Here is a 24,712-nt window from a genome sequence, read left to right as displayed (position 1 = left end):
TATCCATGACCGCCAAATCGCCCCTCGAATATTTCCCCGCGCCGCGCCGTGCGAATTTCTGCAGCCAATGCGGCTCGCCCGTGAACCGCCGGGTGCCCGAGGGCGACAACCGCGAACGTGACATCTGCGACCACTGTGGCGCCATCCATTACCAGAATCCGCGCCTGGTGGTCGGCACGGTGCCTGTGCTGGACAACCGCGTGCTGCTGTGCCGCCGCGCGATCGAGCCGCGCTACAACACCTGGACGCTGCCGGCCGGCTTCATGGAACTGGGCGAAAGCACCGCGCAGGGCGCCGGCCGCGAAACGCTGGAGGAATCCGGCGCCCGTATCCGCCTGGGCGACATCTACACCATCATCGACGTGCCGCAGATCGAACAGGTGCACGTCTTCTACCTGGCCGAAGTCCTCGGCCCCGAGCTGGATCCCGGCCCCGAGAGCCTGGAAGCCCGCTTCTACGACGAGGCCGACATTCCCTGGGACGACCTGGCGTTCCGCACCGTGGCGACCACGCTGCAACGCTACTTCGAGGACCGCAAGCGCGGCACGTTCGGCCCTCACCACTACACCTTAGAATCGCACCGTTGAAGCTGCCCTGGCTCGCCGCAGACACGCCGTTCCCGCCAGCCGAATTCGCCCTGACGGATCCGGACGGGCTGCTGGCGGCTGGCGCGGACCTGTCCATCGATCGCCTCGTCCAGGCCTATTCCAACGGCATTTTCCCGTGGTATTCCGAGGGCGAGCCGATCCTCTGGTGGAGCCCCGACCCGCGCATGGTGCTGGCCTGCCAGGACTTCGCCCCCTCGCACTCGCTGCGCAAGCTGCTGCGCCAGGTCGCCAGCCACGAACACGAGGCCGCGCCGCGCATCGAGGTACGGGTGGACACCGCCTTCGCCACCGTCATGGCCGAATGCGCCGCGCCCCGCGAGGGCCAGCCGGGCACCTGGATCACCGCCGCCATGCGCCAGGCATACCGCGCCTGGCACGAAGCCGGCTACGTCCATAGCGTCGAAACCTGGATCGACGGCGAACTGGCGGGCGGCTTGTACGGTATCAGCCTGGGGCGCATGTTCTTCGGCGAATCGATGTTCACGCGCGCGCCCAACGCCTCCAAGATCGCGCTGGCCTACCTGGTGCGCTATGTCAGCGCCCAGGGGGTGCAGTGGATCGACTGCCAGCAGCAGACACGGCACCTGGCCAGCCTGGGCGCCCGGCCGATCCCGCGCTCGCGCTTCCTGGCGCACATCCGCGCGGCGACCTCGCGGCCCGCCATCGCCTGGGCGCCCGGCAGGCTGGACAGCACCGGGCGGCTGATTCCGTTCGCGGCCTCGGCAGGCTAGCCGCGGCACGACGGGCGCCGCCCTGGCCGCGGCGTTCATGCGTCCCCTGGCCACATCGGATCGCGGGTTAGGCGTTACTATGTAGTCGTCCCCGTCACGGACTTGGCGCCGGACACCGGGATTCCAAATGAGCCAGCTAAAAGAATTACCTTTCTCCACGCTGCAGTTCTACGCGACCGCGCCCTACCCTTGCAGCTACCTGCCAGGACGCCAGGCCCGGTCGCAGGTCGCCGCGCCCGGCCACCTGATCAATGCCGGCACTTATTCGCAACTGGTCGAGCAGGGCTTTCGCCGCAGCGGCCTGTTCACCTATCGCCCGCATTGCGACAACTGTCACGCCTGTGTGCCGGTGCGGGTCGATACCGCCGGCTTCGCGCCAAACCGGAGCCAGCGCCGGGCCTGGCGCGACCACCGCGACCTGCAGTCGTTCGTGGCGGAGCTGGCCTGGTCGCCCGAACACTACCGTCTCTATACCCGCTACCAGCAAGGCCGCCACCCAGGCGGCGGCATGGACGAGGACAGCCGCACCCAGTACGCGCAGTTCCTGCTGACCAGCCGCGTCAATACCCGCCTGGTCGAATTCCGTGACCCGGGCGGCGTGCTGATGATGGTGTCGATCATCGACGTGCTGGACGACGGCCTGTCGTCCGTCTACACCTTCTACGACCCCGACGTGCCCGGCAGCCTGGGCACCTACAGCATCCTGTGGCAGATCGAGCAGTGCCGCACCCTCAACCTGCCCTGGCTCTACCTGGGCTACTGGATCGAGGACAGCCGCAAGATGTCCTACAAGGCAAGCTTCCATCCCGCCCAGTACCTGATCGACGGCGCCTGGGGCGAGCCTCCGGCACCGGCCGGCGGCGCCGACGATCGCGCCGCCTGACCCGCGGCGGCGGGCGCGCCCAAAGACGTTCTACAATCCCGCTCCATGTCGATCCTCTTCCACGCCTATCCCCTGGCCCGCCCGGCGCTGTTCGCCATGGACGCGGAAACCGCCCACGAAGTCACCCTGTCGGGGCTGCAACGGGCCTATGAATGCGGCGCCACGCGCAAGCTCCTGCATGCGCAGCCCGAGGCGCCATGCACGCTGATGGGCATGCATCTGGCCAACCCCATCGGACTGGCGGCCGGCCTGGACAAGAATGGCGCGTATATCGACGCCCTGGGCAACCTGGGGTTCGGTTTCATCGAAGTGGGCACCGTGACCCCGCGCGCGCAACCCGGCAATCCCAAGCCGCGCATGTTCCGGCTGCCACGCGCCAATGCGCTGATCAATCGCCTGGGGTTCAACAACCAGGGCCTGGACGCATTCCTGGCCAACGTGCAGCGCAGCCAATGGCGCAAGCAGGGCGGTATCCTCGGCCTGAACATCGGCAAGAACGCCGACACGCCGATCGAGCGCGCGGCAGACGACTACCTGATCGGGCTGGCGGGCGTGTACCCGCATGCCGATTACGTGACGGTGAACATTTCGTCGCCCAACACCAAGAACCTGCGGGCACTGCAAGGCGGGGACGAACTCTCGGCGTTGCTGGGGCAATTGGCGGACAAGCGCCGCGCGCTTGAAGACCAGCACCAGCGGCGCGTGCCGATGGCGGTGAAAATCGCCCCCGACCTGACGGTCGAGCAGATCGACGCCATTGCCGACACCCTGCCCCGCCACGGCATCGATGGCGTCATCGCCACCAACACCACGCTGTCGCGCGACGCGGTCAATGGCATGGCGCACGCCGAGGAAGCGGGCGGCCTGTCCGGCGCGCCGGTGCATGAACTGTCGCTGGCGGTGATCCGGCGCCTGAAGGAGCGCCTGGGCGACAGCCTGGCGATCATCGGCGTGGGCGGGGTGCTGTCGGGGCAGCAGGCACGCGAGAAAATGCAGGCCGGCGCCGATGCCGTGCAGCTCTATACGGGACTGATCTATCGCGGCCCCGCCCTGGTGGGCGAGTGCGTGCGGGCCGTCCGCCGCTGAACGGCAGCCTTGCGCACCAACTACGGCAAGCGGACGACAGGCAAAAAAAGAGGCCACCCCGAGGGGTGGCCCTAATTCCAGCTCTGCTCTGTCACTCAACAGTACTACATAACTGCAATTTGCGCAGCACCGCTGCGCCAAATACTTAGGCGCTGCGGCGGCTGCGGCTGGCGACCTTGGTGGCGGCGTCGGCGGCGTCCGTCGCGGCCTTGAAGGTCGCGTTGGCGGCGGCGTTCAGGTTCGACTCGGCGACTTCGGCGGCCTGCTTGGCGGCCTTGGTCAGCGAATCGTAGGCGCTGTTGGCAGTGGCCAGCGAGGACTTGATCAGGGCGACGGCGCTTTCCGAACCCGTGGGGGCGTTCTTGGAGAACTGCTCGACGGCGTCGGTCAGCTGCTGCTGGCCTTCGGCGATCTGTTCTTCGGTCAGCTTGACCAGGTTGCCCTGCACGCCGGCCACGATGTCATACACGTGCTTGGTGTAGGCCAGGGCCTTTTCGGCGCCCGGTTGCAGCAGGCCCGAGGCGAACGCCGCGGCTTCCTGCGGATCCTTGACGTCGGCGGCTTGCTGCGACTTCTGGGCGACTTCGTCCAGGGTGGCGCGCACGACCTTCAGGTTCAGTTCGACCAGCTTTTCGAAGCCGGCGAACACAGCCGACTGGGCGGCCACGAAAGTGTTGATGCTGGCTTTTTGACGGTCCAGGACTTGTTGCGGGATAGCGCTCATAGAATTGCTCCTTTTAGGGGTAGCCGGAGGCTGTCCGGCAGGTAAGGATGGTGTCTGCGACGAAATAAGGAACGTGCGCGGAAACTGGTACTACAAGCTACCGCCGGCCCGTTTGATGCACTGCACAATTGACATTCTACGGGCCAAAAAAACCTTGTCAAGCAATATTGGTGCAACGCAACAACTATTTGCACATTAACAGTGCAGGCGCCGGTGCCGATTTGATCCAGCACAAGGATTTCCCATGATTCGGGAAATACCGGACATGACGGCGTATCAATTCTTTTCTACACTGCTTGCACGCTGATGACAGACAAACACAAACGATAAGTCAGCGGTCAAAAACACATCGCAGCAAGCAAAACCCTGCAATTGGAGACTTCATGACCCTCATCCCCCGCACGCTTTCGGCCCTGCTCGCGGCCAGCGCCATGCTCGCGGCCGGCGCCGCCCACGCGGAATATCCGGAACGCCCCATCAACATGGTGGTGCCTTTCGCCGCTGGCGGCCCGACGGACAACGTCGCGCGTTCGCTGGCTGAAGCCATGCGGCAATCCCTGGGCCAGACTGTCGTGGTCGAAAACAAGGGTGGCGCGGGTGGCACGATCGGCACCACGCAGGTCGCCCGCTCGCAGCCGGACGGCTATTCCGTGCTGCTGATGCACGCCGGCTTCTCGACCGCGCCCTCGCTGTACAAGAATCCGGGGTACGACCCCTACAAGAGCTTCGAGCCCATCGGCCTGGTGGTCGACGTGCCGATGACCATCATCGCGCGCTCGGACTTCCCGCCCAACACCATCCAGGAACTGGCCGACTACGTCAAAAAGAACAAGGACAAGGTCTCGCTGGCCAATGCCGGCATCGGCGCCGCCAGCCACCTGTGCGGCACCATGCTGGTCGAGGCCCTGGGCGTGCAACTGCTGACCATCCCGTACAAGGGCACGGCGCCGGCCATGAACGACCTGCTGGGCAAGCAGGTGGACCTGCTGTGCGACCAGACCACCAACACCACGCAGCAGATCGACGGCGGCAAGGTCAAGGCCTACGCCGTCACCAGCCTGCAGCGCGTGCCCACCCTGCCCAAGCTGCCCACCATGGACGAGTCCGGCTTCAAGGGTTTCGAAGTGGGTATCTGGCATGGCATGTGGGTGCCGAAGGGCACGCCCAAGCCGGTGGTCGACAAGCTGGTCAAGAGCCTGCAGGCCGGCCTGGCCGACCCCAAGTTCCAGGAGCGCATGAAGCAACTGGGCGCGACGGTGCTGACCAAGGAAGCCAACCCGCAGGCGCTGGAGGCCAAGGTCAAGCAGCAGGTCCCGCAATGGGCCGAGCTGTTCAAGAAGGCCGGCGTCGAACAGCAGTAAGCCTGGAGTCCCGCCAGGCGGGGCCTGCGCTGCCTATCGCGCCTGGTGGACATCCTGTCCCCGGCAGTGAAAAAGCCCCTCGGTTGCTGAAACCGCGGGGCTTTTTCGTTGGGGATGCGGCTGGCGTATCAGGTGCGCATCGCCTCGGCCGCCATGCCCAGGCCATTGAAGCCGCTGGACACCGAGGGCTCGTAGCCCAGCGCCTCGGAAATGCTGGCGGCGGTATCGACCAGCGCCTTGATCCAGTCGTCCTGCAGGCGTTCGGCCGGCGCCGAGATCGACAGCCCGGCCACCAGCTTGCCGGTGTCATCGAAAATGCCCGCGGCGATGCAACGCACGCCCAGTTCCAGTTCCTCGTTGTCGCGCGCATAGCCATGGCGGCGCACCAGCGCCAGCTCGCGTTCGAGGCGCTCCAGGTCGGTCAGGCTATTGCGGGTGTGGCCGGCCAGGCCGGTACGGAGCGCATAGGCGCGCACCTGGCGGGTGTCGGCGGTGGACAGGAACAGCTTGCCGGTGGAGGTCAGGTGCAGCGGCGCCCGGCCGCCAATGGCGCGCACCACCTGCATGCCGGAACGCTCGCTCCAGGCGCGGTCGATATAGACGATCTCGTCGCCCTGCTGCACCGACAGGTTGACGGTCTGCCCCGTCAGCTTGTGCAGCGATCGCATGGCGGCGATGGCCGCCTCGCGCACGTTGAGCCGTCCCTTGACCAGCGAGCCCAGTTCAAGCAAACGCATGCCCAGCTGATACAGGCCGTTGTCCACCCGCTCGACGTAGCGCCCCACCACCAGGTCGTTCAAGATGCGGTGCGCGGTGGAGGCGTGCAGGCCGGTGGTCGCGGACAGTTCCTTGAGCGTGACGGGATCAGGCTGCGCGGCCAGCGCGTCGAGCAGGCGCATGGCGCGCTCGATGACCTGGATGGCGATGGGACTGCCCGAGGCGCCGTCGGTTTCGGCATCCAGGGCGTTGCGAGTGGAGGAAGGGCGGGACATAGGCGGGGAAAGGGCTCGCGCCGCGCCACCGGAAGACCAAACTTGCGGCAACGCAGCAAACAGTTCTTTCCCGTATTGTGAAATTTACGGAGCCATTTGGCAACCGTTTTTTGGCCGGCCTATCGGGGACACTCCCCGATTCGGCCAGCATCTGTCCTCAGGCCGCGGGCGGCGCCAGCTTGCCGCCCAGGCGCAACACTTCGGCTCGCAGAAACGCCAATGCCTCGGCCGCCGCCTCGGGCTCGCCCTTCACGCCCAGGTCGATGTGCGGCGTGCCGCCGGCTTCGCCGACGCTGGGCAGACTGAAGGCGCGCACGCCGGGCCAGCGTGTTTCCACCATCTGCATGGCCGGCGTGATGCGGGATTCCGGCATGCTGAACACCAGGAAGGAATGCTCGGCGTGGCGGCGCGTATGTTGCAACGCACGATAGCGCGTGTCGAGCGTCCATTCCAGCATCGGCCACGCCATCACCGGGAAGCCCGGCACGAAGGTGTGGTCACGGATGAAAAAGCCCGGAATGCGGTTGTAGGGGTTGGGCACGATCTCGCAGCCCTCCGGGAACACGCCCATCTGCAGCCGCTGCTGGTTTTCGGGCGCGCTCATGTCGGCCGTGCCCTGCCCCTTGGCCGCCATTTCGGCGGTGCGCAGCGCGATGGCCTGTTCGGCCTCGGGATGCAGGGCCAGTGGCAGATCGAGCGCGGCGGCGGCGGCCTGGCGGGTATGGTCGTCGGGCGTCCCGCCGATGCCGCCGCACGAGAACACCACATCGCCGGTGGCGAAGCTGCGCCGATAGGCCGCCACCAGGGTATCGCGGTCGTCCGGCAGGAATTCCGCCCAGCCCAACTGCATGCCGCGCGCGCCGAGCAGTTCCACGACCTTGGAAAAGTGTTTGTCCTGCCGGCGGCCCGAAAGGATTTCGTCACCGACGATGATGAGGCCGATGCGGCGGGAGGCGGGTTCTGCTGCCATGTCCGGTTCCAGAGAGTGGCGGTTGAGGGAGGCGGACGACGCCGCGTCAGGCGACGTCGATGGTGCGATCCTGACGCAGCCGTTGCACCGCGTCCAGTCCGTAGTGGGCATAGACCAGCGCCGAAAACACCGGCAGGATGATCCAGGCCGGCGGCAGCAGGTTGAGCAGCGCGCAGATCAACCCGATGATCCAGAAGCCGCCATTGTTGCGTTCGAGGATGAGTTTGCGCTCGGCCGGGCTGGCATGCTCGACGATGGCGTCGACCCGCATCATGCGCGAGAAGGCGAAGGTCCACCAGAAGACCGGCAGCACCAGGGCCATTGGCGGCACCAGCCACAACGGCATGGTGAACAGCCAGCCGAGCACGAACGCGCCCGACACCCATACCGCGTTCCAGACGCTGACGGTGGTGGCCAGTTTTCCCTGCCGGCTGAGGCCGGCGTATTCGCGCTGGCTGACGTGGCGCAGCACCAGCGGCATGACGAACACCGCGGCGATCGCCAGGCCCAGCACGCCCGACAGCGGCAGCAGGATCGACACGGCGACCAGCGGCACCAGATAGAGCTTGAGCGAGAACAGCCCCATCGCCAGCAGCCATTCGTCGGTGCGGTTGATGAAGTCCCAGTGCGAGGCCTGGGCGGCGAGCCAGTCGGTCAGGGGCGTCCAGAACAGCCAGAACAACAGCAGCGCGCCGACCAGCGCGATCAGGAAGGGCAGCAGCAGCGCGAACAGCATGGTCGGGTGGCACTGCGACACCAGCGCGCGCTTGAAGGCCTGTGCCACACCCGCCATGCTGCGGGTGTAGCGGCTGGCGCCGGGCATCTCGGTATCAGGGCGCAGGACAGGCATGGCAGGAACAATGGAAGGTGATCATCCCGGGTATGATAGTCAAACACGCTTTCCCGCGCTCGTATGACATTACTGGTTCCCGGCTCCGATCTCACTGCCCTGCGCGCCCAACTGGCGGCCTCGCCCAAGGCCTGGCTGGTGGCGTGCTTCTGCGCCGCCTGGTGCGACACCTGCGAAGAATACAAACCCAAGCTGCGGGCCCTGTCCAGTACCCTGCCGCACCACGTCTTCGCCTGGATCGACATCGAAGACCACGCCGAACTGCTGGGCGAGGTCGACGTCGAGAACTTCCCCACCCTGCTGGTCCAGGTCGGCGGGCGCGTGGTCTTCTACGGCCCCATGCTGCCGCATATCGGCCATCTCGAGCGGCTGCTGGAAAGCCTGGACGAACACAGCGCGCCGGTCACCGCACCGTTGCCCGACCTGCCACGGCTGCTCGCCGCCTGAATCCGCACATATGAAAAAAGCGCCCTGCCAGGGCGCTTTTCCGTTGGGCGCGCAGCGCGGCCGCGACGCCGGGGCGGCGATCGTCGCCCTACTTGCGGCTGCCACCCAGCAACACGGCAAGCTGGCGCTTGGGCGCGGACGAATTGCCATTCTGGCGCGGCGCCTGTTCCTCGGCCGGCGCCGACGGAGCCGACGGTTCGTAGGGCTTGAGGAAGAAGTCGTCCACCGGCTGGCGCGAAGCGCCGCCGCCCGAGCGGCGCTCGGAAGAGCGGCCACGTTCACGGCCGCCTTCGCGCGACGACGAACCGCGTTCCTCGCGGCGGCCATGGCTGCGCGCGACCAGTTCGGCCGGCACGTCGAGCGTGCCGCGCGGCACTTCGCGCTTGATCAGCTTCTCGATGTCGAGCAGGAAACGTTCTTCGTCGGCGGTGAACAGGGCGATGGCTTCGCCCGTGGCGCCGGCGCGGCCGGTACGGCCGATGCGGTGCACGTAGTCTTCGGCGTTGTACGGCAGGTCGTAGTTGATGACGCAAGGCACGCCGGCGACGTCGAGGCCGCGCGCGGCCACGTCGGTGGCCACCAGCACTTCGAGTTCGCCGGCCTTGAAGGCCTCGAGCGCCTTCATGCGGTCGGCCTGGGTCTTGTCGCCGTGGATAGATTCGGCCTTGACGCCGTCGCGCTCGAGTTCGCGCGCCAGGCGCGCCGTGCCGATCTTGGTGTTCGAAAACACGATGACCTGCTTGAGGCCACGCGACTTCACCAGGTGCACCACCGCGGCGCGCTTCTGGTCGCCGCTCATCTTGTAGGCGATCTGCGTGATGGTGTTGGCCGTGGCATTGCGCGCCGCGACTTCGATTTCCACCGGGTGATTCAGGTAGGAACGGCCCAGCTTGCGGATCTCGTTGCTGAAGGTGGCCGAGAACAGCAGGCCCTGGCGCTGCGCGGGCAGCAGCCGGATGATGCGTTCGAGATCGGGCAGGAAGCCCATGTCCAGCATGCGGTCGGCTTCGTCCAGCACCAGGATGCCGACCTGGCTCAGGTTGACGTTCTTCTGCTCGACGTGGTCGAGCAGGCGGCCGGGCGTGGCCACCAGCACTTCGCAACCACGGCGCAGCGCTTCCTTCTGCGGCCCGATGTCGACGCCACCGAACACCACGGCGGAACGCAGCGGCGTCTGCTTGCTGTAGCGCTTGACGCTTTCGTAGACCTGGTCGGCCAGCTCGCGCGTCGGCGTCAGGATCAGCGCGCGCACCGGATGGCGCGCGGGCGAAGCGCTGGTATTGGCCAGCGGCATCAGGCGGTGCAGGATCGGCAGCGTGAACGCCGCGGTCTTGCCGGTGCCGGTCTGGGCCGCGCCCATGACATCACGCCCTTCGACCACGACGGGAATGGCTTGCGCCTGGATCGGGGTGGGCGTGGTGTAGCCGGTTTCGGCGATCGATTGCAACAGCAGGGGATGCAGCCCGAAATCGGAAAACGTGGGCGTCGGCGCGGGCGCGGCGGCGGGTGCTGCGGATTGAGTGGATTCAGTCATCAGGGTTTGGCAGATACCGGGACCAGTAAAAAAAGAACAAAACGAGAGTGCTGCGAGCACTGCACTGCATATGCATCAGGACAACCAGAACGCGCGCCACGCTCGCGCGGCCACGTGCGAACCACCGCGAGGCGCAAGCGCATCGCAGGCAATCAGCACCCTGCCTTGCAGGCCAGGTGGCGCATTCTGGTTTCGATACTTATGAGGGCAGTACCAGGCCCGGATTGCTGTGGATAACTTGATTTTAGCGCAGCCGGGCGCCGGGGCGGTCAAGCCAGTGCCGGGGGGCGACTCCTTTGGCCTGGCGAAAGCTCTTGCTGAAATGGCTCAGGTTGGCGAATCCGGTGGCCAACGCGGCGTCGGTGACCCGGTATCCGGCCTCCAGCATGGACGCCGCGGCCTCCAGCCGGACCGACTTCAGGTAGGCGTGGACCGAGCGGCCGGCCACCTGGCGAAAGCCCGCCTTGAGCTTTTTCTCGCTCAGGCCGACCTCGCGCGCCAGCCGCGGCACCGTCCATTCCTCGCCATAGCGGACTTCGATCAGACGCCGGGCCTGGGCCAACTGGCGCCGTTCGCGGGCCGCCACCGGCGGTTCGCCGGCCGCGCCGCTCATGGTTTCCAGCACGATGGCCAGGGCTTCGAGCGCCTTGGCGCGCATGTAGAGGCGACGCGCGGTGGCGTCTTCGTGGCGGCAGTCCAGCACGTCGGCGGCCAGCCGTAACAGGCCCGGCGGGGCCGGGAATCCCGCCATCAGCGAACCGGCCGTCGGCACGCTGTGATCCAGCACGAACGCGCCGCGCAAGGCCGCGAGCGGCCTGCCCCCGGCACGCAGCAGCCCGGCGGGCGAATAACGAATGTCCACCAGACGGACGAGCTGCCCGCCCGACATCTGGAAACGGCCGCGCGCCCCGCGTTCGCCCGTCTGCACCACCGCCATGCCGGGACCGGCGCGCAGCGGCACCCCGCCGTCGATCGACATGCAGGCCTGGCCCTCAAGGAAGACCGCGATGCAGAACATGGGCGGCCCTTCGGCGGCGACATCCAGGTCAACGCCCGGCGCCCCGCTCCAGACCGACATGGTCAGGTCTTCGTCGAACGCTTCCAGGCGGGACAGCGCCTCCCAGGCGGCCGGGATGACCGCGGCCGGCAGGAGCGGATGGCCGCAATGGTGCCCGGGTCCGTGGGCGGTTTGCACGCGCGTGCCAGTGGCGAAATCCAAATTTAGACCCCGAATTGAATAGTGGCGGCACCGAAAGCGTTAGTCCGCGCCCGAACAAATAACAATAATTCTCATTAATGATTCTACTGAAAACCCGCTTCGACGACATGACACTTTCGCTCCCTTTCCGCCACACCGCGCTGACGGCCGCGCTCTGCGCACTGACACTTCCCGCCGTCGCGCAGTCCCAATCCGTCAGCGAGCTCGCTCCCATCACCGTCACCGCCAGCAAACAGGAACAAGCGCTGCGGGATATCAACGGCGCCGCCATCGTGGTGCCGGCCGAAACCCTGCACGCCGCGCAGGTGGACAACACCCTGCAGTTGTCGCGCGTGCTGCCGGGCGTACAGATGTCGGGCAGCGGATCGTTCCTGTTCCCCGTCATTTCCGTGCGCGGCATCACCTCGGCGCAGGATTTCTACAATCCCGCGCTTACGGTGTATGTGGACGGCGTGCCGCAATTGCCCACGTTCGCCTCCCAATTGCTGACCGATGTCGATCGCGTGGAACTGCTCAAAGGCCCGCAGGGCACGCTGTACGGCAAAAGCGCCATGGGCGGCGTGCTCAATATCGTGTCGCGACAGCCGGACGACACGCCTTATTTCCGCGCAACCGCGGGTGTCACCAGCCGCGATGGCTACCTGTTCAAGGCCAGCGGCGGCGGGCCGCTGGTCGACAACCTGCTGTATGGCTCGGTGGCCGCCGCGGTCAACGACGCCCCCGGCCGGCTCGACAGCCCGGTCACCGGCGCCAGCCATATCGGCGGCACCTCGGCCAACGCGGGAACGGCGCGCCTGCGGCTGGCGCCAGCCGGCAGCCCCTGGGAAATGGGACTGGCCGTCAGCGGCGAATGCACCCGCGGCAGCCAGGATGTCTACGTGCCCTTCGATGCCCCTGGCAGCGGACAAGCGGCGATTTCCCCGGACATGCCCGCAACGCTGGCCGATCCCTACCAGAAGCGCTGCAGCGCAAGCCAGGCACTGACGGGCCGCTATGATTTCGACGGCTGGCGACTGGATGCGGTGGCCGCCTGGCAACGCCTGCACTACGACCGCCACTTCTCGCTCGGCTCGACCTATACCAGCCAACCCGAGCGCTGGCGCCAGCAGGTGCAGGAGCTGCGCCTGTCCACCACCGGCACGCGTGCGGTCGACGGCGTCCTGGGCCTGTACCGCCAGCGGGTCACGCAGTCACGTTCCGCACTCAGCCAGATGCAGATGCCCGGGATGCAGCTCGACGCGTTCTCGGCCGGTTCCCGCAACACCAGCGAGTCAACCGCCTTCTACGGCGACGCCACCTGGCATGCCACCCGCGCGCTCGACCTGTCGGCCGGCCTGCGCTATTCCCGCGACAAGGCGTCCACCCGATACGACGGCTCGACGCTCAATGGCACGACCTACGGTCAGGACCCCTTCGGCGGCGCGGGCACGGCCTCCGGCAACACGGTGCTCGGCAAGCTGTCCGCCGGCTACCGCCTGTCGCCCGAATGGCGCGCATACGTCAACGCGGCGCAAGCTTACAAGCCCGGCGGCTACAACCTGGCCCCGTCCAACCCCGCCGATGCGCGCCCCTTCGGCAAGGAACGTGGCGTGAGCTACGAAGCCGGCGCGCGCTTTGACGGCGATGCGTTGCGCGCAGGCGCCGCCCTTTACCGCACCGACATCCGCGACGCGCAGCTCTATGTCAGCGACCAGATCGGCTATCAGCACATCGAGAACGTCGGCAACACGCGCTCCACCGGGGTCGAATTCGACCTGAGCTGGGACGTGACCTCGCAATGGACGCTGGGGCTGGATGGCTTTCTCAACCACACCACGTTCCGCAGCTTCAACAGCAGCGCCGTCTGCCCCGGCTGCGATGGCAACCGCGTGCCGTTTTCGCCGGGCTATGGCCTGAACGCCAGCGCCCGCGGCCATTTCGACCCGGGGGTCGGGCGGCTCTCGCCGGCCCTGATCGTGCGCCGGGTCGGCGCGCAGTTCTTCGACATCGGCAACAGCCTGCGCCAGGACGCCTACACACTGGTCGATCTCAGCCTGGCGTGGCGCATTCGGCCACAGGTCGAGGCCACGCTGTACGTCAACAACCTGACCGACCGGCGCTACCGCACCTACGCCTTCGGCGGTGGCGCGCGCGGCAGCTACGCGCAGGTCGATCCCGGCCGCACGGTGGGCCTGAACGTCGCCTTCGAATACTGACCCGGGACCCAACGCGATGCCGAACGCCTCCCTGGCGCGCCTGCCCACCGCGCGGGTCATCGCCGCCATTGGCGGCATCTGCATGGTCCAGAGCCTGGTCAGCGGCATTGCCTTCCAGGGCGTGCCGACGCTGCTGCGCGACAGCGGCACGCCGCTGGACCAGGTTGGCCTGGCCTACCTGGCCTTCCTGCCCTGGTCCCTGAAATTCCTGTGGGCGCCCTGGATCGAGCGCTATCGGCTGCCCCACGGGCAGGCGGGGCGCCGCACCCGCCGCATCGTGCTGCCTGGCCAGTGGCTGCTGGCCGCCCTGCTGTTCCTGCTGGCGGTCCTGGGGCAACCGACGCTGCCCGCGCTGCTGGCCGTGCTCGGCCTGATCTCGCTTACCGCGGCCACCGTCGATATTGCCGGCGACGCCTTCGCGGTCGAGCAATTGGCGGCGCGCCGGCGCGGCTGGGGCAATGCCACCCAGGTCGGCTCCAGCTACGTGGGCATGTTCCTCGGGGCCGGCCTGTTCGTGGTGCTGGCGGGCAGCCATGGCTGGCGCGTGGCGGCCGCCGCCATGGGCCTGCTGGTCCTGCTGTTGACCCTGCCGTTCGCCGGCTTGCGCGAACCGGCCCGCGCCACCGATGCGCCACCGCATCGGCCCAGCCTGCCGCACGCGTTGGGTCGGTCCGGCGTGCGGCTGGGCCTGCTCATCACCGTGGTGTTCCAGATCGGTTCGCGGCTCGGCGCCGGCATGACCTCGCCGCTGTTGCTGGACCGCGGCGTGCCGCTGGCCTCGGTGGGCTGGATCAACGGCGCTGGCGCGGTCGTCGCGGGCCTGGCGGGCACATTGATGGGGGCGCTGGCGCTGCAACGCTGGCGCGCGCCGCGCGCGGTGGTCGCGGCCATGACCCTGCAGGCGGCCGCGCTGATCCTGTTCGTGGCCGGCGTCGCCGCGCCCGGCCTGGGACTGCCGGCCGCCAGCCCCGGCTGGCTGGTGGCGCTGACGCTGCTCAAGGCAGCCACCGCCGCCACCGGTTTCGTCACGCTGTACGCCTTTCTCATGGGCCTGGCGTCGCCGGCCCAGGCCGGCGTCGATTTCACGCTGTTCCAGTGCGCCGATGCGCTGGTCGCCATGGTTGGCGGCGTGGCCGCCGGTTGGCTGGCGCAGCACCTGGGCTACGGCGCCTGCTTCGGCATCGCCGCCGCACTGGGCGCGGCCGGCCTGCCTGTCCTTTCCGTCCTGATGCGGCGCGCCGCGCCGCTTTCGTCTTCTGGAGAATGAACATGTCTGAACGCACCGTGGTCATCGCGGGCGCCGGCGTCGCCGGACTGGCCTGCGCCTGGTGGCTGGCCCGGCAGGGCTGGCGCGCCGTGATCGCCGAACGCGCGCCGCACCTGCGTGACGGCGGCTACATGATGGGCCTGTCCGGCCCCGGCCTGCTGACCGCCCGCCGCATGGAGCTGGTGCCCGCCCTGCGCGCCGTGGAGCGCGAAATCGGCGAGAACGTCTACCGCGACCGCCGGGGCCGCGAAGTCATGCGGATCCGCTATCGCGAGCTGCTGCGGGAACTGGACTGGATCACCCTGCGGCGCACCGATCTCGTCCAGGTACTGCACGCCGCGGTGCGAGACCGCGCCGAAATCCGGCTGGCCACCACCGTGGCGGACTGTAGCCAGGATGCCCACGGCGTGGACGTGACGCTGTCGGATGGGTCCCAATTGCGCGCGGATCTGCTGATTGGCGCCGATGGCGTGCGCTCGGTGTTGCGCGCCCGGGTCTTCGGCGCCAGCACGGCGGTGCCATCGCCGCTGGGCTACCGATATGCCGCCTATGACGTCGACGACGACACCGGCATGGCGAGCGACTTCGTGTCCTATGCCACGCCGGGCCATCAGGTCGAATACCATGGGCTGGGCGGCGGCCGCAAAGCGGCCCTGCACGTCTGGCGCAGCCATGAGGCCGGATGGGTCGAGGCGCCGCGGCGGCTGGGCCTGCTGCGGGAACTGGCGCGCACGACTCACGCGGAAGTGGGACGGCAGCTGGACACACTGCCCGCCGACGCGCCGATCGTCATGGATGACCTGGCGCTGGTCGAGATGCCGCGCTGGCACCAGGGCCGCATCCTGCTGGCCGGCGACGCCGCACATAGCCTGTCCCTGATTTCTGGCCAGGGAGCGGGGATGGCGCTGGCCAGCGCCTACGTGCTGGCCCAGGAACTGGCGTGCGCGCCCCTGCCGGAGGCCCTGGCCGCTCATGAGCGGCGGCTGCGGCCGGTAATCGACAGCCTGCAGCAGCGCAGCCGCAGGCTTGCGCCCGTCTACGTGCCCGCCTCGGCATTCGCCTTCGGCCTGCGCAACACGGCCCTGCGGTTACTGCCCAGGTTGATCCTGAAGCGCTACTTCCTCAGCGGGCTGAAATCCGAAATGGAGGCTGCTGCCGCGCTTGGCTGAGCGGCCTCAGCCCGCCAGCCAGCGCAGCCCCCACAGCACCAGCATGCCGACCACGATGACCAGCACGGCGCTGCGGGTGCGCAGGAACACCAGGATGGCGATGATGCCTGCCACCAGCTTGTAGTCGAAGATGGGGCCCAGCCCGGCCTTCCAGGGCAGCAGGTCGGGCACCACGATAGCGGTAAGCGCGGCGGCCGGCGCGTAGCGCAGGGCCCGGCGCACGCCATCGGGCAGCGGGATGTAGTCGCCGAACAGCATGAAGCCGGCGCGCGTCAGCACGCTGCACAGCGCCAGCAGCAAAATCGCAGAATAGACGTAGATTTCCGAAGGCCAGAGAGTCATGCGCGCGCCTTGAAGAAGCGTTCGGCCCACATGCCCGCCACCACGCCGGCAATGACCGCGGCCGCCAGGCCCAGGCGCAGCGGCAGCACCTGGCCGGTCCAGGCGACCACGCCCGCGGCCAGCATCGACACCAGCATGGGCTTGGAATTGGCCAGCGGCACGGTGATGGCCAGCAACGCCAACACCGCCGCGAAATCCAGCGACCACGCGGCCGGCACCATGGTGCCCAGGTAGATCCCAACGATCGACGAGGTCTGCCACACGAACCAGCCCGGGGCGATGGTGCCGATGAAATACCAGAGCTGTTCACGGGTGCCGCGCTCGGCCGCATCGCCGAAACGCGGCATGAACAGCACGAAGCCCATGTCGGTGGTGAAATAGCCCAGTCCCAGCCGCTTGGGCCACGACAGGTGGCGGAAATAGGGTTGCAATGCCGCGCCGAAGATCAGGAAGCGCAGGTTGACCACGCAGCCGGCGGCGAAGATCAGCCACAGGGGCGCGCCGGTGGCGATCAGGGGCAGCGAAGTGAGCTGGGCCGAACCGGCGTACAGCAGCAGCGTCATGGCCAGGGCCATGGATTCGGTAAGGCCGGACTTGACCATGGCCACGCCGGTCACCAGCCCCCAGGTGGCGGTGGCGATGAGCGCGGGCACGATGGCATGCACGCCGGCACGGAAAGCGGCGACACGCTCCTGGCGGACCGCCCGTGGGTCTTCGGTTTCGGGAAACGCGGACTCAGAGGACAACGGCAAGCCCCTGGGGAATCGGACAGGACGACATGGAAACTCTGTGGGAAGGAAACTCACGACAACCTGCTCGCCCGCCGGGGCCGCGGGCGCCGCAAGGCACCGCGCCGGTGCGCGAATAGGCCGCTATTGTAACCTCGCCGCTTGATACAATACGGCCCTCGGGTTTAGAGAGGGAGACAGGCCATGTCGATGGCTGACCGCGATGGCTTCATCTGGTATGACGGCAAGCTCGTGCCCTGGCGCGACGCGACCACGCACGTCCTGACCCACTCCCTGCACTATGGCCTGTCGGTATTCGAGGGCGTGCGCGCCTACCGTTCCGAGATCGGCACGGCGATTTTCCGTCTCGAAGACCACACCAACCGCCTGTTCAACTCGGCGCACATCTACCAGATCCCCATGCCGTTCGATCGCGACACGATCAACGAGGCGCAGCGGACGGTGGTGCGCGAGAACCAGCTCGAATCCTGCTACCTGCGGCCGCTGGTGTTCTACGGTCCTGAAAAGATGGGCGTGTCGCCCAAGGGCGCCAAGGTGCACGTGGCGATCGCCGCCTGGCCCTGGGGCGCCTACCTGGGCGAGGAAGCCCTGTCGCAGGGCATCCGGGTCAAGGTCTCGTCGTTCGCGCGCCAGCACGTCAACGTGACGATGCCGCGCGCCAAGGTCGCCACCACCTACGCCAACTCGATCCTGGCCAACACCGAGGCCCTGCAGGACGGCTACGACGAGGCCCTGTTGCTGGACACCGAAGGCTTCGTGGCCGAGGGCTCCGGCGAGAACCTGTTCCTGGTCAAGGACGGCGTGCTGTGCGAACCCGAGATCGCCTCGGCCCTGACCGGCATCACCCGTTCCACCATCCATGCGCTGGCCGCCGATTTCGGCCTGCGCGTGGTGACCAAGCGCCTGACGCGCGACGACGTCTACATTGCCGATGAAGCCTTCTTCACGGGCACCGCCGCCGAAGTGACGCCGATCCGCGAGGTCGACAACCGCCAGATCGGCTCGGGCCGGCGCGGCCCCATCACCGAGAAGCTGCAGAAAGCCTTTTTTGACATGGTGAATGGCCGCAACCCGAAGTACCATCACTGGCTGAGCAAAGTCTGATTCGCGCCGTCCTGCCTGGCGGGACGGCATTACTGCCCCAACCTACCGTCCTACCGGTATTTTTTATTCAGGAAATTCCATGACCGCCGCTGCCCCGGCCGCCGCCCCCCACGAAGTCATCGAAGTCGGCGCCGAAGACCTGCCTGTGTTCTGTCCGGGTCCCAAGGCCCCGCTGTGGAGCATGCACCCGCGCGTCTTCCTGGACGTCGCCCACACCGGCTCGGCGCGCTGCGCCTATTGCGGCGCCGAGTACAAGCTCAAGCCCGGCACCGTGCTGCACGGCCACCACTGAGAATCGCCGCTCAACAGCCATCCGTCCCGCCATCATGTTCGCCACGCCCGAAGAAGCAGAGCACGCGTTCTACGAAGCCCTTGAGCAGGGGGACGCCGTCCGCCTGATGCAAGTGTGGGCGGACGACGAGGAAGTCGTCTGCATCCATCCGGGAGGCCTGCGCATCGTCGGCCACTCGGCCGTGCACGAATCCTGGCAACACGTGCTGGCGAACGGCCCGCTGCACATCCGGCCGCTGCGCCCGCTGGTCATGCTGAGCATGATGTGCGCGGTGCACGTGCTGGTCGAGCAGGTGGCGGTGCGCACGCGGGAAGGCACGCAGTTCGCCAACTGCTACGCCACCAACATCTATCACAAGGGCCCCACGGGCTGGCGCATGGTCATGCACCACGCCTCCTCGGCGCCCACCGAAGCCGGGGTGCTCGACTTGCACGACGTGCCCGACATGCTGCACTGATCGGGTCGACTTTGGCTGCTGCTCGTTTCGATACCACGCCCTGCCCCGTTCCCTCCTGGCTCCCCGGAGGCGATGCCCAGACGGTCTACGCCGCGCTGTTCGCGCAATACCACCGCATCGCTTTCGTGCGCGACCGGGTCGAGACGCCCGACACCGACTTCGTCGACTTCGACTGGACCGGGCCGGGGCTGTTTCCGCACAAGGCCGCCGACGGCGCGCCCGTCAGCGGGCAGCAACCCGTGGCCAACGGCAAGACCGCGGCCGCGCGCTGGATGACCGAGGCCGACTGGAAATCCTTGCCGCAGACGGCCGACACGCCGGCGCTGCTGCTGTTCCACGGCCTGGAGGGCGGCAGCAACAGCCGCTATGCGCAATCCATCGCGCACCACTTCCGGGCGCGCGGCTGGATCGTGGTCATCGCGCACTTCCGCGGCTGCTCGGGCGTGCCAAACCGCCTGGCGCGGGCCTATTATTCGGGCGATTCGGCCGAAGTCGGCTTCCTGCTGAACACGGTGCGCAACCGCATCCCGCACGCGCGCTGGCACGCCGTGGGCGTGTCGCTGGGCGGCAATGCGCTGCTGAAATACCTGGGCGAACACCAGGAGGACACCGGCTGGCTGACCGCCTGCGCGGGCGTCTCGGTGCCGCTGGACCTGGTGGCCTGCGGCAAGACCCTGTCGACCGGATTCTTCAACCGCAAGGTCTACACCAACCACTTCCTCAAGACCCTCAAGCACAAGGTGCTGGAGAAAGCCCATCGCTACCCCGGGGCCATCGACGTGATGCGCATCGCCCACGCGCGCGACCTGCGCGACTTCGACGATGCCTACACCGCGCCCATGCACGGCTTTCGCAATGCCCTCGATTACTGGACGCGCGCCTCCAGCAAGCCCTGGTTGCCGCGCATCTCGGTGCCGACGCTGGTGCTGAACGCGCTGAACGATCCCTTCATTCCCGCCAGCGCGCTGCCCAAGCCCGACGAATGCTCGTCCAGCATCCTGCTGCACCAGCCCACCGATGGCGGCCACGCGGGCTTTCCGACGGGCGCCTTTCCCGCCCACCTGGGCTGGCTGCCGCAGCGCCTGGGCCGCTTTTTCGAAACCGGGCTGTAAACGGCCGCCGTCGGGCGGCTCCCCACGGCGCATCCGGCGAGCGTCAGCCTGACTTGAAGCGCTCCAGCAGCTGGCGCTCTTCGGCCAGCTTGTCCTTGACTTCCTTGATCTGCACGTCGATCTGCGATTGCTCGTAGAAGTCGCTGGACATGCCGCGTGCCTGCTGCAGTTGCGATTCCGCCGCGGCGAAGGCGCCTGTCATCACGTAGTAGCGCGCCAGGTCGCGCCGCGCCTGCACCGGCTTGCCGGTGCGTTCCTCGCTCTGCGCCAGCATCTGGTAGAGGCTGGGCTCATCCGAGCCCCATTGCTTGATCTTGGCGCGCAGGTAGTCCTGCGCTTCGGCGTGGCGGCCGTTGGCCTGCAGGGCCGTGGCGTAGGCGATGCCCAGGGCCCGCTGCTCGGGCCAGCGGCGGGTGGCGGCCTGGGCCAGGTCCTGCGCGCGCCGGTTGTCCTTGCGGGCCAGCGCGATGTCGACGGCAAGCCTGGCCATCTGCGGCGAATCGCGGCCATCGGCCTGGGCCTGCGCGAGCTGGCGCTCGGCCTCGTCCAGGCTGTTGCGCTGGAAGGCCTGCAAGGCCAGTCCGTAGTAGGCCGCCGAGCGGCGCACGCCGGACAGGGCCTGGGCCTCGTCCTGCAGCTGCTGGCCGGCCGTGCGCAGGCTGACCGCGTCGCGGCCCTGCACCACGCGCATCTTGGCGCGGATGTACCAGAAGTCGTCGCTGTCGACATGGCGCGACACGGGCAGCGATCGCACGCGGTTCTGCACGTCGGACATCCGCTCGATCGACAGCGGGTGGGTGCTGGCCCAGGAACCGCCGCCCGCCCCTTCGTTCAGGCGCGAGGCGTTCATCAGGCGCGAGAACATCTGCGCCATGCCCTGGGCATCGTAGCCGGCCTTGGTCAGCATGGTGAAACCGGCCCGGTCGGCCTCGCGTTCGGCGTCGCGCGAGAAGCCGAGCTGGCGGTTGATGGCGGCGGCCTGGCCGAACGCGGCCACGCCCATCGCCAGGTTGCCGCCGCCGCCGGCCAGGGCCGCCAGCAGCGCGCCCGCCAGGCTCGCCAGCATGACCATGCTGTTCTGGCTCTGCTGCGTCATGCCGCGCGCGATATGGCGCTGCACCACGTGGCCGATTTCGTGCGCCAGCACCGCCGCCAGTTCCGATTCGCTGCCCGAGGAGACGATCAGCCCGGTGTTCACGCCGATGAAGCCGCCCGGCATGGCGAAGGCGTTGATCTCGGGATCGCGCACGCCGAACATCTCGACGTCGGGCACCGCCCCGGGCGAGAACGCCGCCAGCTTGCGCCCCATGGTGGTCAGGTACTGGCTGAGTTCGGGATCGTCGACATAGGTCGGATCGCGGCGCCCCTGTGACATGATGGCTTCGCCGAGGCTGCGCTCCAGCGCGGGCGAGAGATCCGCGGAGGATGCGGCGCCCATCGAGGGCAACCCCACCGGCTGGGCCCAGGCCGTCGCCGGCAGGGCCGGCACGGCCAGCGCGGCACAGATTCCGAAGATCGCGCCCCGCTGCGCAATCGAGCAAATGGATGGCATTTTCCTGCGGTTCATGAGCCTATGATAGCGATGCGCTTAAAATGTTTCATCGATACCCCCAACGAGGTTTCAATGCGTCCCGTCCGTAAAGCCGTTTTCCCCGTCGCCGGCATGGGCACGCGCTTCCTGCCCGCCACCAAGGCGATGCCCAAGGAAATGCTGCCCGTCGTCGACAAGCCGTTGATCCAGTACGCCGTCGAAGAAGCCGTGGCCGCCGGCATCACCGACCTGATTTTCGTTACCGGTCGCAACAAGCGGGCCATCGAAGACCATTTCGACTCCGCTCCCGAACTCGAATCCGACCTCGAAAGCAAAGGCAAGCACGAGCTTCTCGCCATGGTGCGGGGCATTCTACCCGCCCACGTCAATTGCCTCTATATCCGTCAATCGGCGCCGCTGGGGCTGGGCCATGCCGTGCTGTCGGCCGCGCCGGCCGTGGGCGACGAGCCGTTCGCCGTGCTGCTGGCCGATGACCTGATCGACGCCGACACGCCGGCCATGAAGCAGCTGGTCGATATCGCCATGGCCCAGAACGCCAGCGTGCTGGGGGTGCAGGACGTGCCGCGCGAAGACACGCGCAAGTACGGCATCGTCGCCACCCGTGATGGCGAAGGCGATGGCCGCACCGAACGCGTCACCCACATCGTTGAAAAGCCCGATCCCGACGCCGCCCCCTCGACCCTTGCGGTGGTGGGACGCTACGTGCTGGAAGCCGCCATCTTCGATCACCTGCGTTCGACCAAGATGGGCGCCGGCAATGAGATCCAGCTGACCGACGGCATCGCCTCGATGATGCGCGAACGCGCTGTCTATGCGCACCGCTACGACGGCACGCGCTACGACTGCGGCAACAAGGCCGGGATGTTCCAGGCCACCGTGGCGCTGGGCAGGAAGTACCACGGCCTGCTGCCGGAATGACGACGAGGCGGCCGCACGGGCCGCCTGATCACTCGCTTGCGTGGGCGCGGCCAATCGGCCGCGCATGACGCGCCCGCGCCAGGGCGTCGCGATCGGCCTTGCGCAGGCGGCCCTTGGCCGACAAACGCATCAGCGTCCCCAGGGCCACCATCAACCCGATCACCTCGACCAGCGCCGCGGGAATCCACATGGTCAGGCCGCCGATGGTCTGGTCGGTCTGCGCCGACATGGCGATGGCCCGGCCGCACAGCTCGAACAAGGGATAGATATCGCTTTCGGTGAAGGCGATGACGGCGCCCGCCACCATCTGCGGCAACATGGTCAGGATCGGCGAAATCACCCGGCCGCCCGGGGTCATCGCGGCCGGCGGGGCGGGCCGGCGGTCCAGGATCAGGTTCCAGTACATGAAGCCGCTGATCACCACCGACCAGTTCATCAGGCGGTAGAGCCGCCAGTCGAGCATCGAATAGAACTGCACCGACGGGATCAGCCAGACCAGCACCAGGAACACGAACAGCGTCGGCACGAAGATCTTGTTGGTCAGCACCGCCACGGTCAGGCGGCCGGCGCCGGTGCGCAGGAAGTCACGCAGCCGGATGCGCCAGGCCATCGGCAGGCCGGCGCGCATGACCTGCCCGGGAAATGCCGCCATCACCAGTAACGGCCCCAGGTGGTGCAGCACCAGATGCTGGATGCGGTGGATGAAGAACATGCGTTCGGCGTAGTAGTCCAGGCGGGTGTGCATGGACAGGTACAGCAGCACCATGCCCGTCCAGAACAGCACGCGGCGCGCGCCCGTGACGTGATGCGCGCGCTGGCCGCGCACGAACAGCACGATGACCACCAGGAAGGAGGCCACCAGCGTGGGAGAGAACTCCCAGGGTATGAGCCATTCGAGACTGTCCATGCGGGTCATCCGGAAAATGCCGACGGGGGCGTGGCGGGTTCGGGCCGGAACACGCAGCCGGGTCGATTGTAGTAGACCCGGCCGCCCCCGTACGGCTCAGAACCGGTGCGAAATGCCCGTACCGAAGCACGAGGTGTGGGAATGGCCAGGGTCGAACTGGTTGTCCAAGGTGTAATTGGACGCGTAGCCGGCGAACGCGTAGAGCGTGGTGCGCGGCGACAGGTCATACGTATACCCCAATGTCACCAATTGCGCATTGCGCGCTGTCGAACCGTCCTCCCATTTCCAGTCGGGCCGCGCCAGCGACCACTGCGCCACCACGGCGCCGTGGCCCACGGGCACGCTGGCGCCCAGCAGCCAGGCGTTGACGCTGCCGCCGCGCGCAAAGGCCGCCGGCCCCAGGTTCTGCCCCAGGCTGTCCGGATCGCCACCATCCAGCCCGACATAGCCATTGCGCTGGCGCGACCAGGCGACCGACACCTTGACGACTTCGAAATCGTAGGACGCCCCGAGCTGCACCGCCCGCGGCCGCCCCGCCTGGCCCGCCGGCGGCTCGGCCAGGCGCAACTGGTCCCAGGTGGCGACCGCCAGCAAGGGACCGTCCTCGTACTTCAGGCCCAGGCTCAGCGCGCGATTGTTGGCCGCGGTCTTGAAGCGGTCGCGGCCGTCGGCGTCGAAGGAATAGCCGATGCCCGCCTGCAAGCCCAGCCAGGTGGGCGTGTAATAGTTGACCAGGTTGCTGAACTGGTAGTTGTCGGAGGCCTTGAAGGTGGCGCCCATGCCCATTTCCTTCCATGACGCCAGCTCCAGCGCGTTGCCGTAGGTCTTGCCGACCGTGTACTGGCGCCCCAGGCGCAGGTCGCCATAGTTATCATGGGCCAGCCCGACCCAGGCGCCGTAGTTGAACAGGCGGTCGTCGTCGGCGCGCTTGCCGGTGGACGGATCGAAACCGCTTTCGAGCTGGAAACGGCTGCTCCAGCCGTCGCCCAGGTCCTCGGAACCGCGCAGGCCCCACAGGGAGTCGGTCAGGCCGCCGTTGAGCAGGCCGTTGTGCGTGCCCTGGCCGGAGGTATGGGTGGTGGCCACGCCCGCGTCGACCACGCCGTAAAGCGCTACGCCCGACGCCCCGCCGGCCGCACAGGTGGCCAACGGCCAGCTGGCCGCGCCCGCCACCAGGGTGGTGGCAACAGTCGAGATTTTCATGCACATCTCCTGAACCCGGCGGCGGGCCCTCCGCCGCCGG

General features: G+C 67.7%; 25 protein-coding genes. 14 read left to right on the top strand and 11 right to left on the bottom strand.

The genetic code is table 11. The annotated features are described in order from the left end of the window. The first annotated feature begins 5 nt into the window (after positions 1-5). From ACVN9Z_RS12520 to ACVN9Z_RS12505, 4 genes are all read left to right on the top strand, one after another. Positions 6-587 (top strand): NUDIX hydrolase, encoded by a 582-nt coding sequence (locus ACVN9Z_RS12520; RefSeq protein ID WP_006389026.1) that lies wholly within the window; start codon positions 6-8, stop codon positions 585-587. Next, positions 584-1,339: a leucyl/phenylalanyl-tRNA--protein transferase gene (aat, locus tag ACVN9Z_RS12515; protein ID WP_006389025.1), complete on the top strand. Its 756-nt coding sequence runs from the start codon at positions 584-586 to the stop codon at positions 1,337-1,339. Before ACVN9Z_RS12520 ends, aat begins: the two co-directional genes overlap by 4 nt. 127 nt (positions 1,340-1,466) lie before the next feature. Continuing rightward, on the top strand, positions 1,467-2,222 hold the full coding sequence (locus ACVN9Z_RS12510; protein WP_020924968.1) for an arginyltransferase: 756 nt from the start codon (positions 1,467-1,469) through the stop codon (positions 2,220-2,222). 45 nt (positions 2,223-2,267) lie between these two features. Next, positions 2,268-3,308: a quinone-dependent dihydroorotate dehydrogenase gene (locus tag ACVN9Z_RS12505; RefSeq protein WP_173010793.1), complete on the top strand. Its 1,041-nt coding sequence runs from the start codon at positions 2,268-2,270 to the stop codon at positions 3,306-3,308. Between the two features lie 145 nt (positions 3,309-3,453). On the opposite strand, the gene phaP is transcribed toward ACVN9Z_RS12505, so the two are convergent. Further along, positions 3,454-4,032 carry a TIGR01841 family phasin gene (gene phaP / locus ACVN9Z_RS12500; protein WP_006389022.1) on the bottom strand — a complete coding sequence of 193 codons (579 nt, stop codon included), beginning with the start codon at positions 4,030-4,032 and terminating at the stop codon, positions 3,454-3,456. Positions 4,033-4,415: 383 nt separating this feature from the next. On the opposite strand from phaP, the gene ACVN9Z_RS12495 reads away from it, so the two are divergent. Continuing rightward, a complete protein-coding gene (locus ACVN9Z_RS12495) occupies positions 4,416-5,393 on the top strand; it encodes a tripartite tricarboxylate transporter substrate binding protein BugD (protein ID WP_006389021.1) in 978 nt (325 codons plus the stop codon). 128 nt (positions 5,394-5,521) lie between these two features. Here the strand turns inward: ACVN9Z_RS12495 and ACVN9Z_RS12490 are convergent, their stop codons facing one another. The 3 genes from ACVN9Z_RS12490 to ACVN9Z_RS12480 all read right to left on the bottom strand — a co-directional run bounded on the left by ACVN9Z_RS12490 (position 5,522) and on the right by ACVN9Z_RS12480 (position 8,205). After that, complete coding sequence (locus ACVN9Z_RS12490; RefSeq protein WP_006389020.1) at positions 5,522-6,385, bottom strand: IclR family transcriptional regulator; 864 nt, start codon at positions 6,383-6,385, stop codon at positions 5,522-5,524. 157 nt (positions 6,386-6,542) lie between these two features. Continuing rightward, positions 6,543-7,355 carry a competence/damage-inducible protein A gene (locus ACVN9Z_RS12485; protein WP_020924969.1) on the bottom strand — a complete coding sequence of 271 codons (813 nt, stop codon included), beginning with the start codon at positions 7,353-7,355 and terminating at the stop codon, positions 6,543-6,545. Between the two features lie 46 nt (positions 7,356-7,401). Then, positions 7,402-8,205: an EI24 domain-containing protein gene (locus ACVN9Z_RS12480; protein WP_026382629.1), complete on the bottom strand. Its 804-nt coding sequence runs from the start codon at positions 8,203-8,205 to the stop codon at positions 7,402-7,404. Between the two features lie 63 nt (positions 8,206-8,268). Here ACVN9Z_RS12480 and ACVN9Z_RS12475 point away from each other — a divergent pair, with 63 nt between their 5' ends. Further along, positions 8,269-8,652: a thioredoxin family protein gene (locus ACVN9Z_RS12475; protein WP_006389017.1), complete on the top strand. Its 384-nt coding sequence runs from the start codon at positions 8,269-8,271 to the stop codon at positions 8,650-8,652. Positions 8,653-8,740: 88 nt separating this feature from the next. On the opposite strand, the gene ACVN9Z_RS12470 is transcribed toward ACVN9Z_RS12475, so the two are convergent. Together ACVN9Z_RS12470 and ACVN9Z_RS12465 are read right to left on the bottom strand one after the other, a co-directional pair. After that, complete coding sequence (locus ACVN9Z_RS12470; protein WP_006389016.1) at positions 8,741-10,186, bottom strand: DEAD/DEAH box helicase; 1,446 nt, start codon at positions 10,184-10,186, stop codon at positions 8,741-8,743. A gap of 244 nt (positions 10,187-10,430) precedes the next feature. Then, positions 10,431-11,381, bottom strand: a complete 951-nt coding sequence (locus tag ACVN9Z_RS12465; protein ID WP_006389015.1) for a helix-turn-helix transcriptional regulator — start codon at positions 11,379-11,381, stop codon at positions 10,431-10,433. A gap of 101 nt (positions 11,382-11,482) precedes the next feature. Here ACVN9Z_RS12465 and ACVN9Z_RS12460 point away from each other — a divergent pair, with 101 nt between their 5' ends. Genes ACVN9Z_RS12460 through ACVN9Z_RS12450 form a run of 3 tightly spaced genes read left to right on the top strand, consistent with a single transcriptional unit; the run spans position 11,483 to position 16,036 of the window. Continuing rightward, positions 11,483-13,600 (top strand): TonB-dependent receptor, encoded by a 2,118-nt coding sequence (locus tag ACVN9Z_RS12460; RefSeq protein WP_458213427.1) that lies wholly within the window; start codon positions 11,483-11,485, stop codon positions 13,598-13,600. Between the two features lie 16 nt (positions 13,601-13,616). After that, entirely contained in the window at positions 13,617-14,867 is a 1,251-nt protein-coding gene (locus ACVN9Z_RS12455; protein ID WP_458213426.1) for an MFS transporter, read from the top strand. A gap of 2 nt (positions 14,868-14,869) precedes the next feature. Beyond that, a complete protein-coding gene (locus ACVN9Z_RS12450) occupies positions 14,870-16,036 on the top strand; it encodes an FAD-dependent oxidoreductase (protein ID WP_458213425.1) in 1,167 nt (388 codons plus the stop codon). A 6-nt stretch (positions 16,037-16,042) separates the two neighbouring features. Here the strand turns inward: ACVN9Z_RS12450 and ACVN9Z_RS12445 are convergent, their stop codons facing one another. Together ACVN9Z_RS12445 and ACVN9Z_RS12440 are read right to left on the bottom strand one after the other, a co-directional pair. Further along, positions 16,043-16,378: an AzlD domain-containing protein gene (locus ACVN9Z_RS12445; protein ID WP_006389010.1), complete on the bottom strand. Its 336-nt coding sequence runs from the start codon at positions 16,376-16,378 to the stop codon at positions 16,043-16,045. Next, on the bottom strand, positions 16,375-17,124 hold the full coding sequence (locus tag ACVN9Z_RS12440) for an AzlC family ABC transporter permease (protein ID WP_006389009.1): 750 nt from the start codon (positions 17,122-17,124) through the stop codon (positions 16,375-16,377). The genes ACVN9Z_RS12445 and ACVN9Z_RS12440 overlap by 4 nt, the downstream gene beginning before the upstream one ends. Before the next feature lie 186 nt (positions 17,125-17,310). On the opposite strand from ACVN9Z_RS12440, the gene ACVN9Z_RS12435 reads away from it, so the two are divergent. The 4 genes from ACVN9Z_RS12435 (at position 17,311) to ACVN9Z_RS12420 (ending at position 20,092) form a co-directional block, all read left to right on the top strand. Continuing rightward, positions 17,311-18,231, top strand: coding sequence for a branched-chain amino acid transaminase (locus tag ACVN9Z_RS12435; RefSeq protein ID WP_006389008.1), 921 nt, complete (start codon positions 17,311-17,313; stop codon positions 18,229-18,231). Between the two features lie 79 nt (positions 18,232-18,310). Beyond that, positions 18,311-18,523, top strand: coding sequence for a zinc-finger domain-containing protein (locus ACVN9Z_RS12430; RefSeq protein WP_006389007.1), 213 nt, complete (start codon positions 18,311-18,313; stop codon positions 18,521-18,523). A gap of 34 nt (positions 18,524-18,557) precedes the next feature. Next, positions 18,558-18,980: a YybH family protein gene (locus ACVN9Z_RS12425; protein WP_006389006.1), complete on the top strand. Its 423-nt coding sequence runs from the start codon at positions 18,558-18,560 to the stop codon at positions 18,978-18,980. 11 nt (positions 18,981-18,991) lie between these two features. After that, positions 18,992-20,092: a YheT family hydrolase gene (locus ACVN9Z_RS12420; RefSeq protein WP_006389005.1), complete on the top strand. Its 1,101-nt coding sequence runs from the start codon at positions 18,992-18,994 to the stop codon at positions 20,090-20,092. 43 nt (positions 20,093-20,135) lie between these two features. On the opposite strand, the gene ACVN9Z_RS12415 is transcribed toward ACVN9Z_RS12420, so the two are convergent. Beyond that, complete coding sequence (locus ACVN9Z_RS12415) at positions 20,136-21,644, bottom strand: M48 family metalloprotease (protein ID WP_162838330.1); 1,509 nt, start codon at positions 21,642-21,644, stop codon at positions 20,136-20,138. A gap of 72 nt (positions 21,645-21,716) precedes the next feature. On the opposite strand from ACVN9Z_RS12415, the gene galU reads away from it, so the two are divergent. After that, on the top strand, positions 21,717-22,562 hold the full coding sequence (gene galU / locus ACVN9Z_RS12410; RefSeq protein WP_024067870.1) for a UTP--glucose-1-phosphate uridylyltransferase GalU: 846 nt from the start codon (positions 21,717-21,719) through the stop codon (positions 22,560-22,562). 28 nt (positions 22,563-22,590) lie between these two features. On the opposite strand, the gene ACVN9Z_RS12405 is transcribed toward galU, so the two are convergent. After that, positions 22,591-23,478, bottom strand: a complete 888-nt coding sequence (locus ACVN9Z_RS12405; RefSeq protein WP_458213424.1) for a cytochrome c oxidase assembly protein — start codon at positions 23,476-23,478, stop codon at positions 22,591-22,593. Positions 23,479-23,565: 87 nt separating this feature from the next. Further along, positions 23,566-24,672 carry a porin gene (locus ACVN9Z_RS12400; protein WP_458213423.1) on the bottom strand — a complete coding sequence of 369 codons (1,107 nt, stop codon included), beginning with the start codon at positions 24,670-24,672 and terminating at the stop codon, positions 23,566-23,568. Positions 24,673-24,712 lie beyond the last annotated feature (40 nt).

The sequence above is a fragment of the Achromobacter sp. KK8 genome (assembly GCF_054188005.1).
The sequence above is the reverse complement of the archived record's forward strand: the minus strand, read 5'-3'. Positions and strand labels throughout refer to the sequence as shown.

Coding starts and splice junctions, on each gene's coding strand:
- ACVN9Z_RS12520 (WP_006389026.1), top strand. CDS start 6: ATGACCGCCAAATCGCCCCTCGAATATTTCCCCGCGCCGCGCCGTGCG.
- ACVN9Z_RS12445 (WP_006389010.1), bottom strand. CDS start 16,378: ATGACTCTCTGGCCTTCGGAAATCTACGTCTATTCTGCGATTTTGCTG.
- ACVN9Z_RS12415 (WP_162838330.1), bottom strand. CDS start 21,644: ATGCCATCCATTTGCTCGATTGCGCAGCGGGGCGCGATCTTCGGAATC.
- ACVN9Z_RS12490 (WP_006389020.1), bottom strand. CDS start 6,385: ATGTCCCGCCCTTCCTCCACTCGCAACGCCCTGGATGCCGAAACCGAC.
- phaP (WP_006389022.1), bottom strand. CDS start 4,032: ATGAGCGCTATCCCGCAACAAGTCCTGGACCGTCAAAAAGCCAGCATC.
- ACVN9Z_RS12455 (WP_458213426.1), top strand. CDS start 13,617: ATGCCGAACGCCTCCCTGGCGCGCCTGCCCACCGCGCGGGTCATCGCC.
- ACVN9Z_RS12485 (WP_020924969.1), bottom strand. CDS start 7,355: ATGGCAGCAGAACCCGCCTCCCGCCGCATCGGCCTCATCATCGTCGGT.
- ACVN9Z_RS12460 (WP_458213427.1), top strand. CDS start 11,483: ATGATTCTACTGAAAACCCGCTTCGACGACATGACACTTTCGCTCCCT.
- ACVN9Z_RS12495 (WP_006389021.1), top strand. CDS start 4,416: ATGACCCTCATCCCCCGCACGCTTTCGGCCCTGCTCGCGGCCAGCGCC.
- ACVN9Z_RS12405 (WP_458213424.1), bottom strand. CDS start 23,478: ATGACCCGCATGGACAGTCTCGAATGGCTCATACCCTGGGAGTTCTCT.
- ACVN9Z_RS12480 (WP_026382629.1), bottom strand. CDS start 8,205: ATGCCTGTCCTGCGCCCTGATACCGAGATGCCCGGCGCCAGCCGCTAC.
- ACVN9Z_RS12430 (WP_006389007.1), top strand. CDS start 18,311: ATGACCGCCGCTGCCCCGGCCGCCGCCCCCCACGAAGTCATCGAAGTC.
- ACVN9Z_RS12450 (WP_458213425.1), top strand. CDS start 14,870: ATGTCTGAACGCACCGTGGTCATCGCGGGCGCCGGCGTCGCCGGACTG.
- ACVN9Z_RS12510 (WP_020924968.1), top strand. CDS start 1,467: ATGAGCCAGCTAAAAGAATTACCTTTCTCCACGCTGCAGTTCTACGCG.
- ACVN9Z_RS12400 (WP_458213423.1), bottom strand. CDS start 24,672: ATGAAAATCTCGACTGTTGCCACCACCCTGGTGGCGGGCGCGGCCAGC.
- ACVN9Z_RS12425 (WP_006389006.1), top strand. CDS start 18,558: ATGTTCGCCACGCCCGAAGAAGCAGAGCACGCGTTCTACGAAGCCCTT.
- ACVN9Z_RS12470 (WP_006389016.1), bottom strand. CDS start 10,186: ATGACTGAATCCACTCAATCCGCAGCACCCGCCGCCGCGCCCGCGCCG.
- galU (WP_024067870.1), top strand. CDS start 21,717: ATGCGTCCCGTCCGTAAAGCCGTTTTCCCCGTCGCCGGCATGGGCACG.
- ACVN9Z_RS12435 (WP_006389008.1), top strand. CDS start 17,311: ATGTCGATGGCTGACCGCGATGGCTTCATCTGGTATGACGGCAAGCTC.
- ACVN9Z_RS12505 (WP_173010793.1), top strand. CDS start 2,268: ATGTCGATCCTCTTCCACGCCTATCCCCTGGCCCGCCCGGCGCTGTTC.
- ACVN9Z_RS12475 (WP_006389017.1), top strand. CDS start 8,269: ATGACATTACTGGTTCCCGGCTCCGATCTCACTGCCCTGCGCGCCCAA.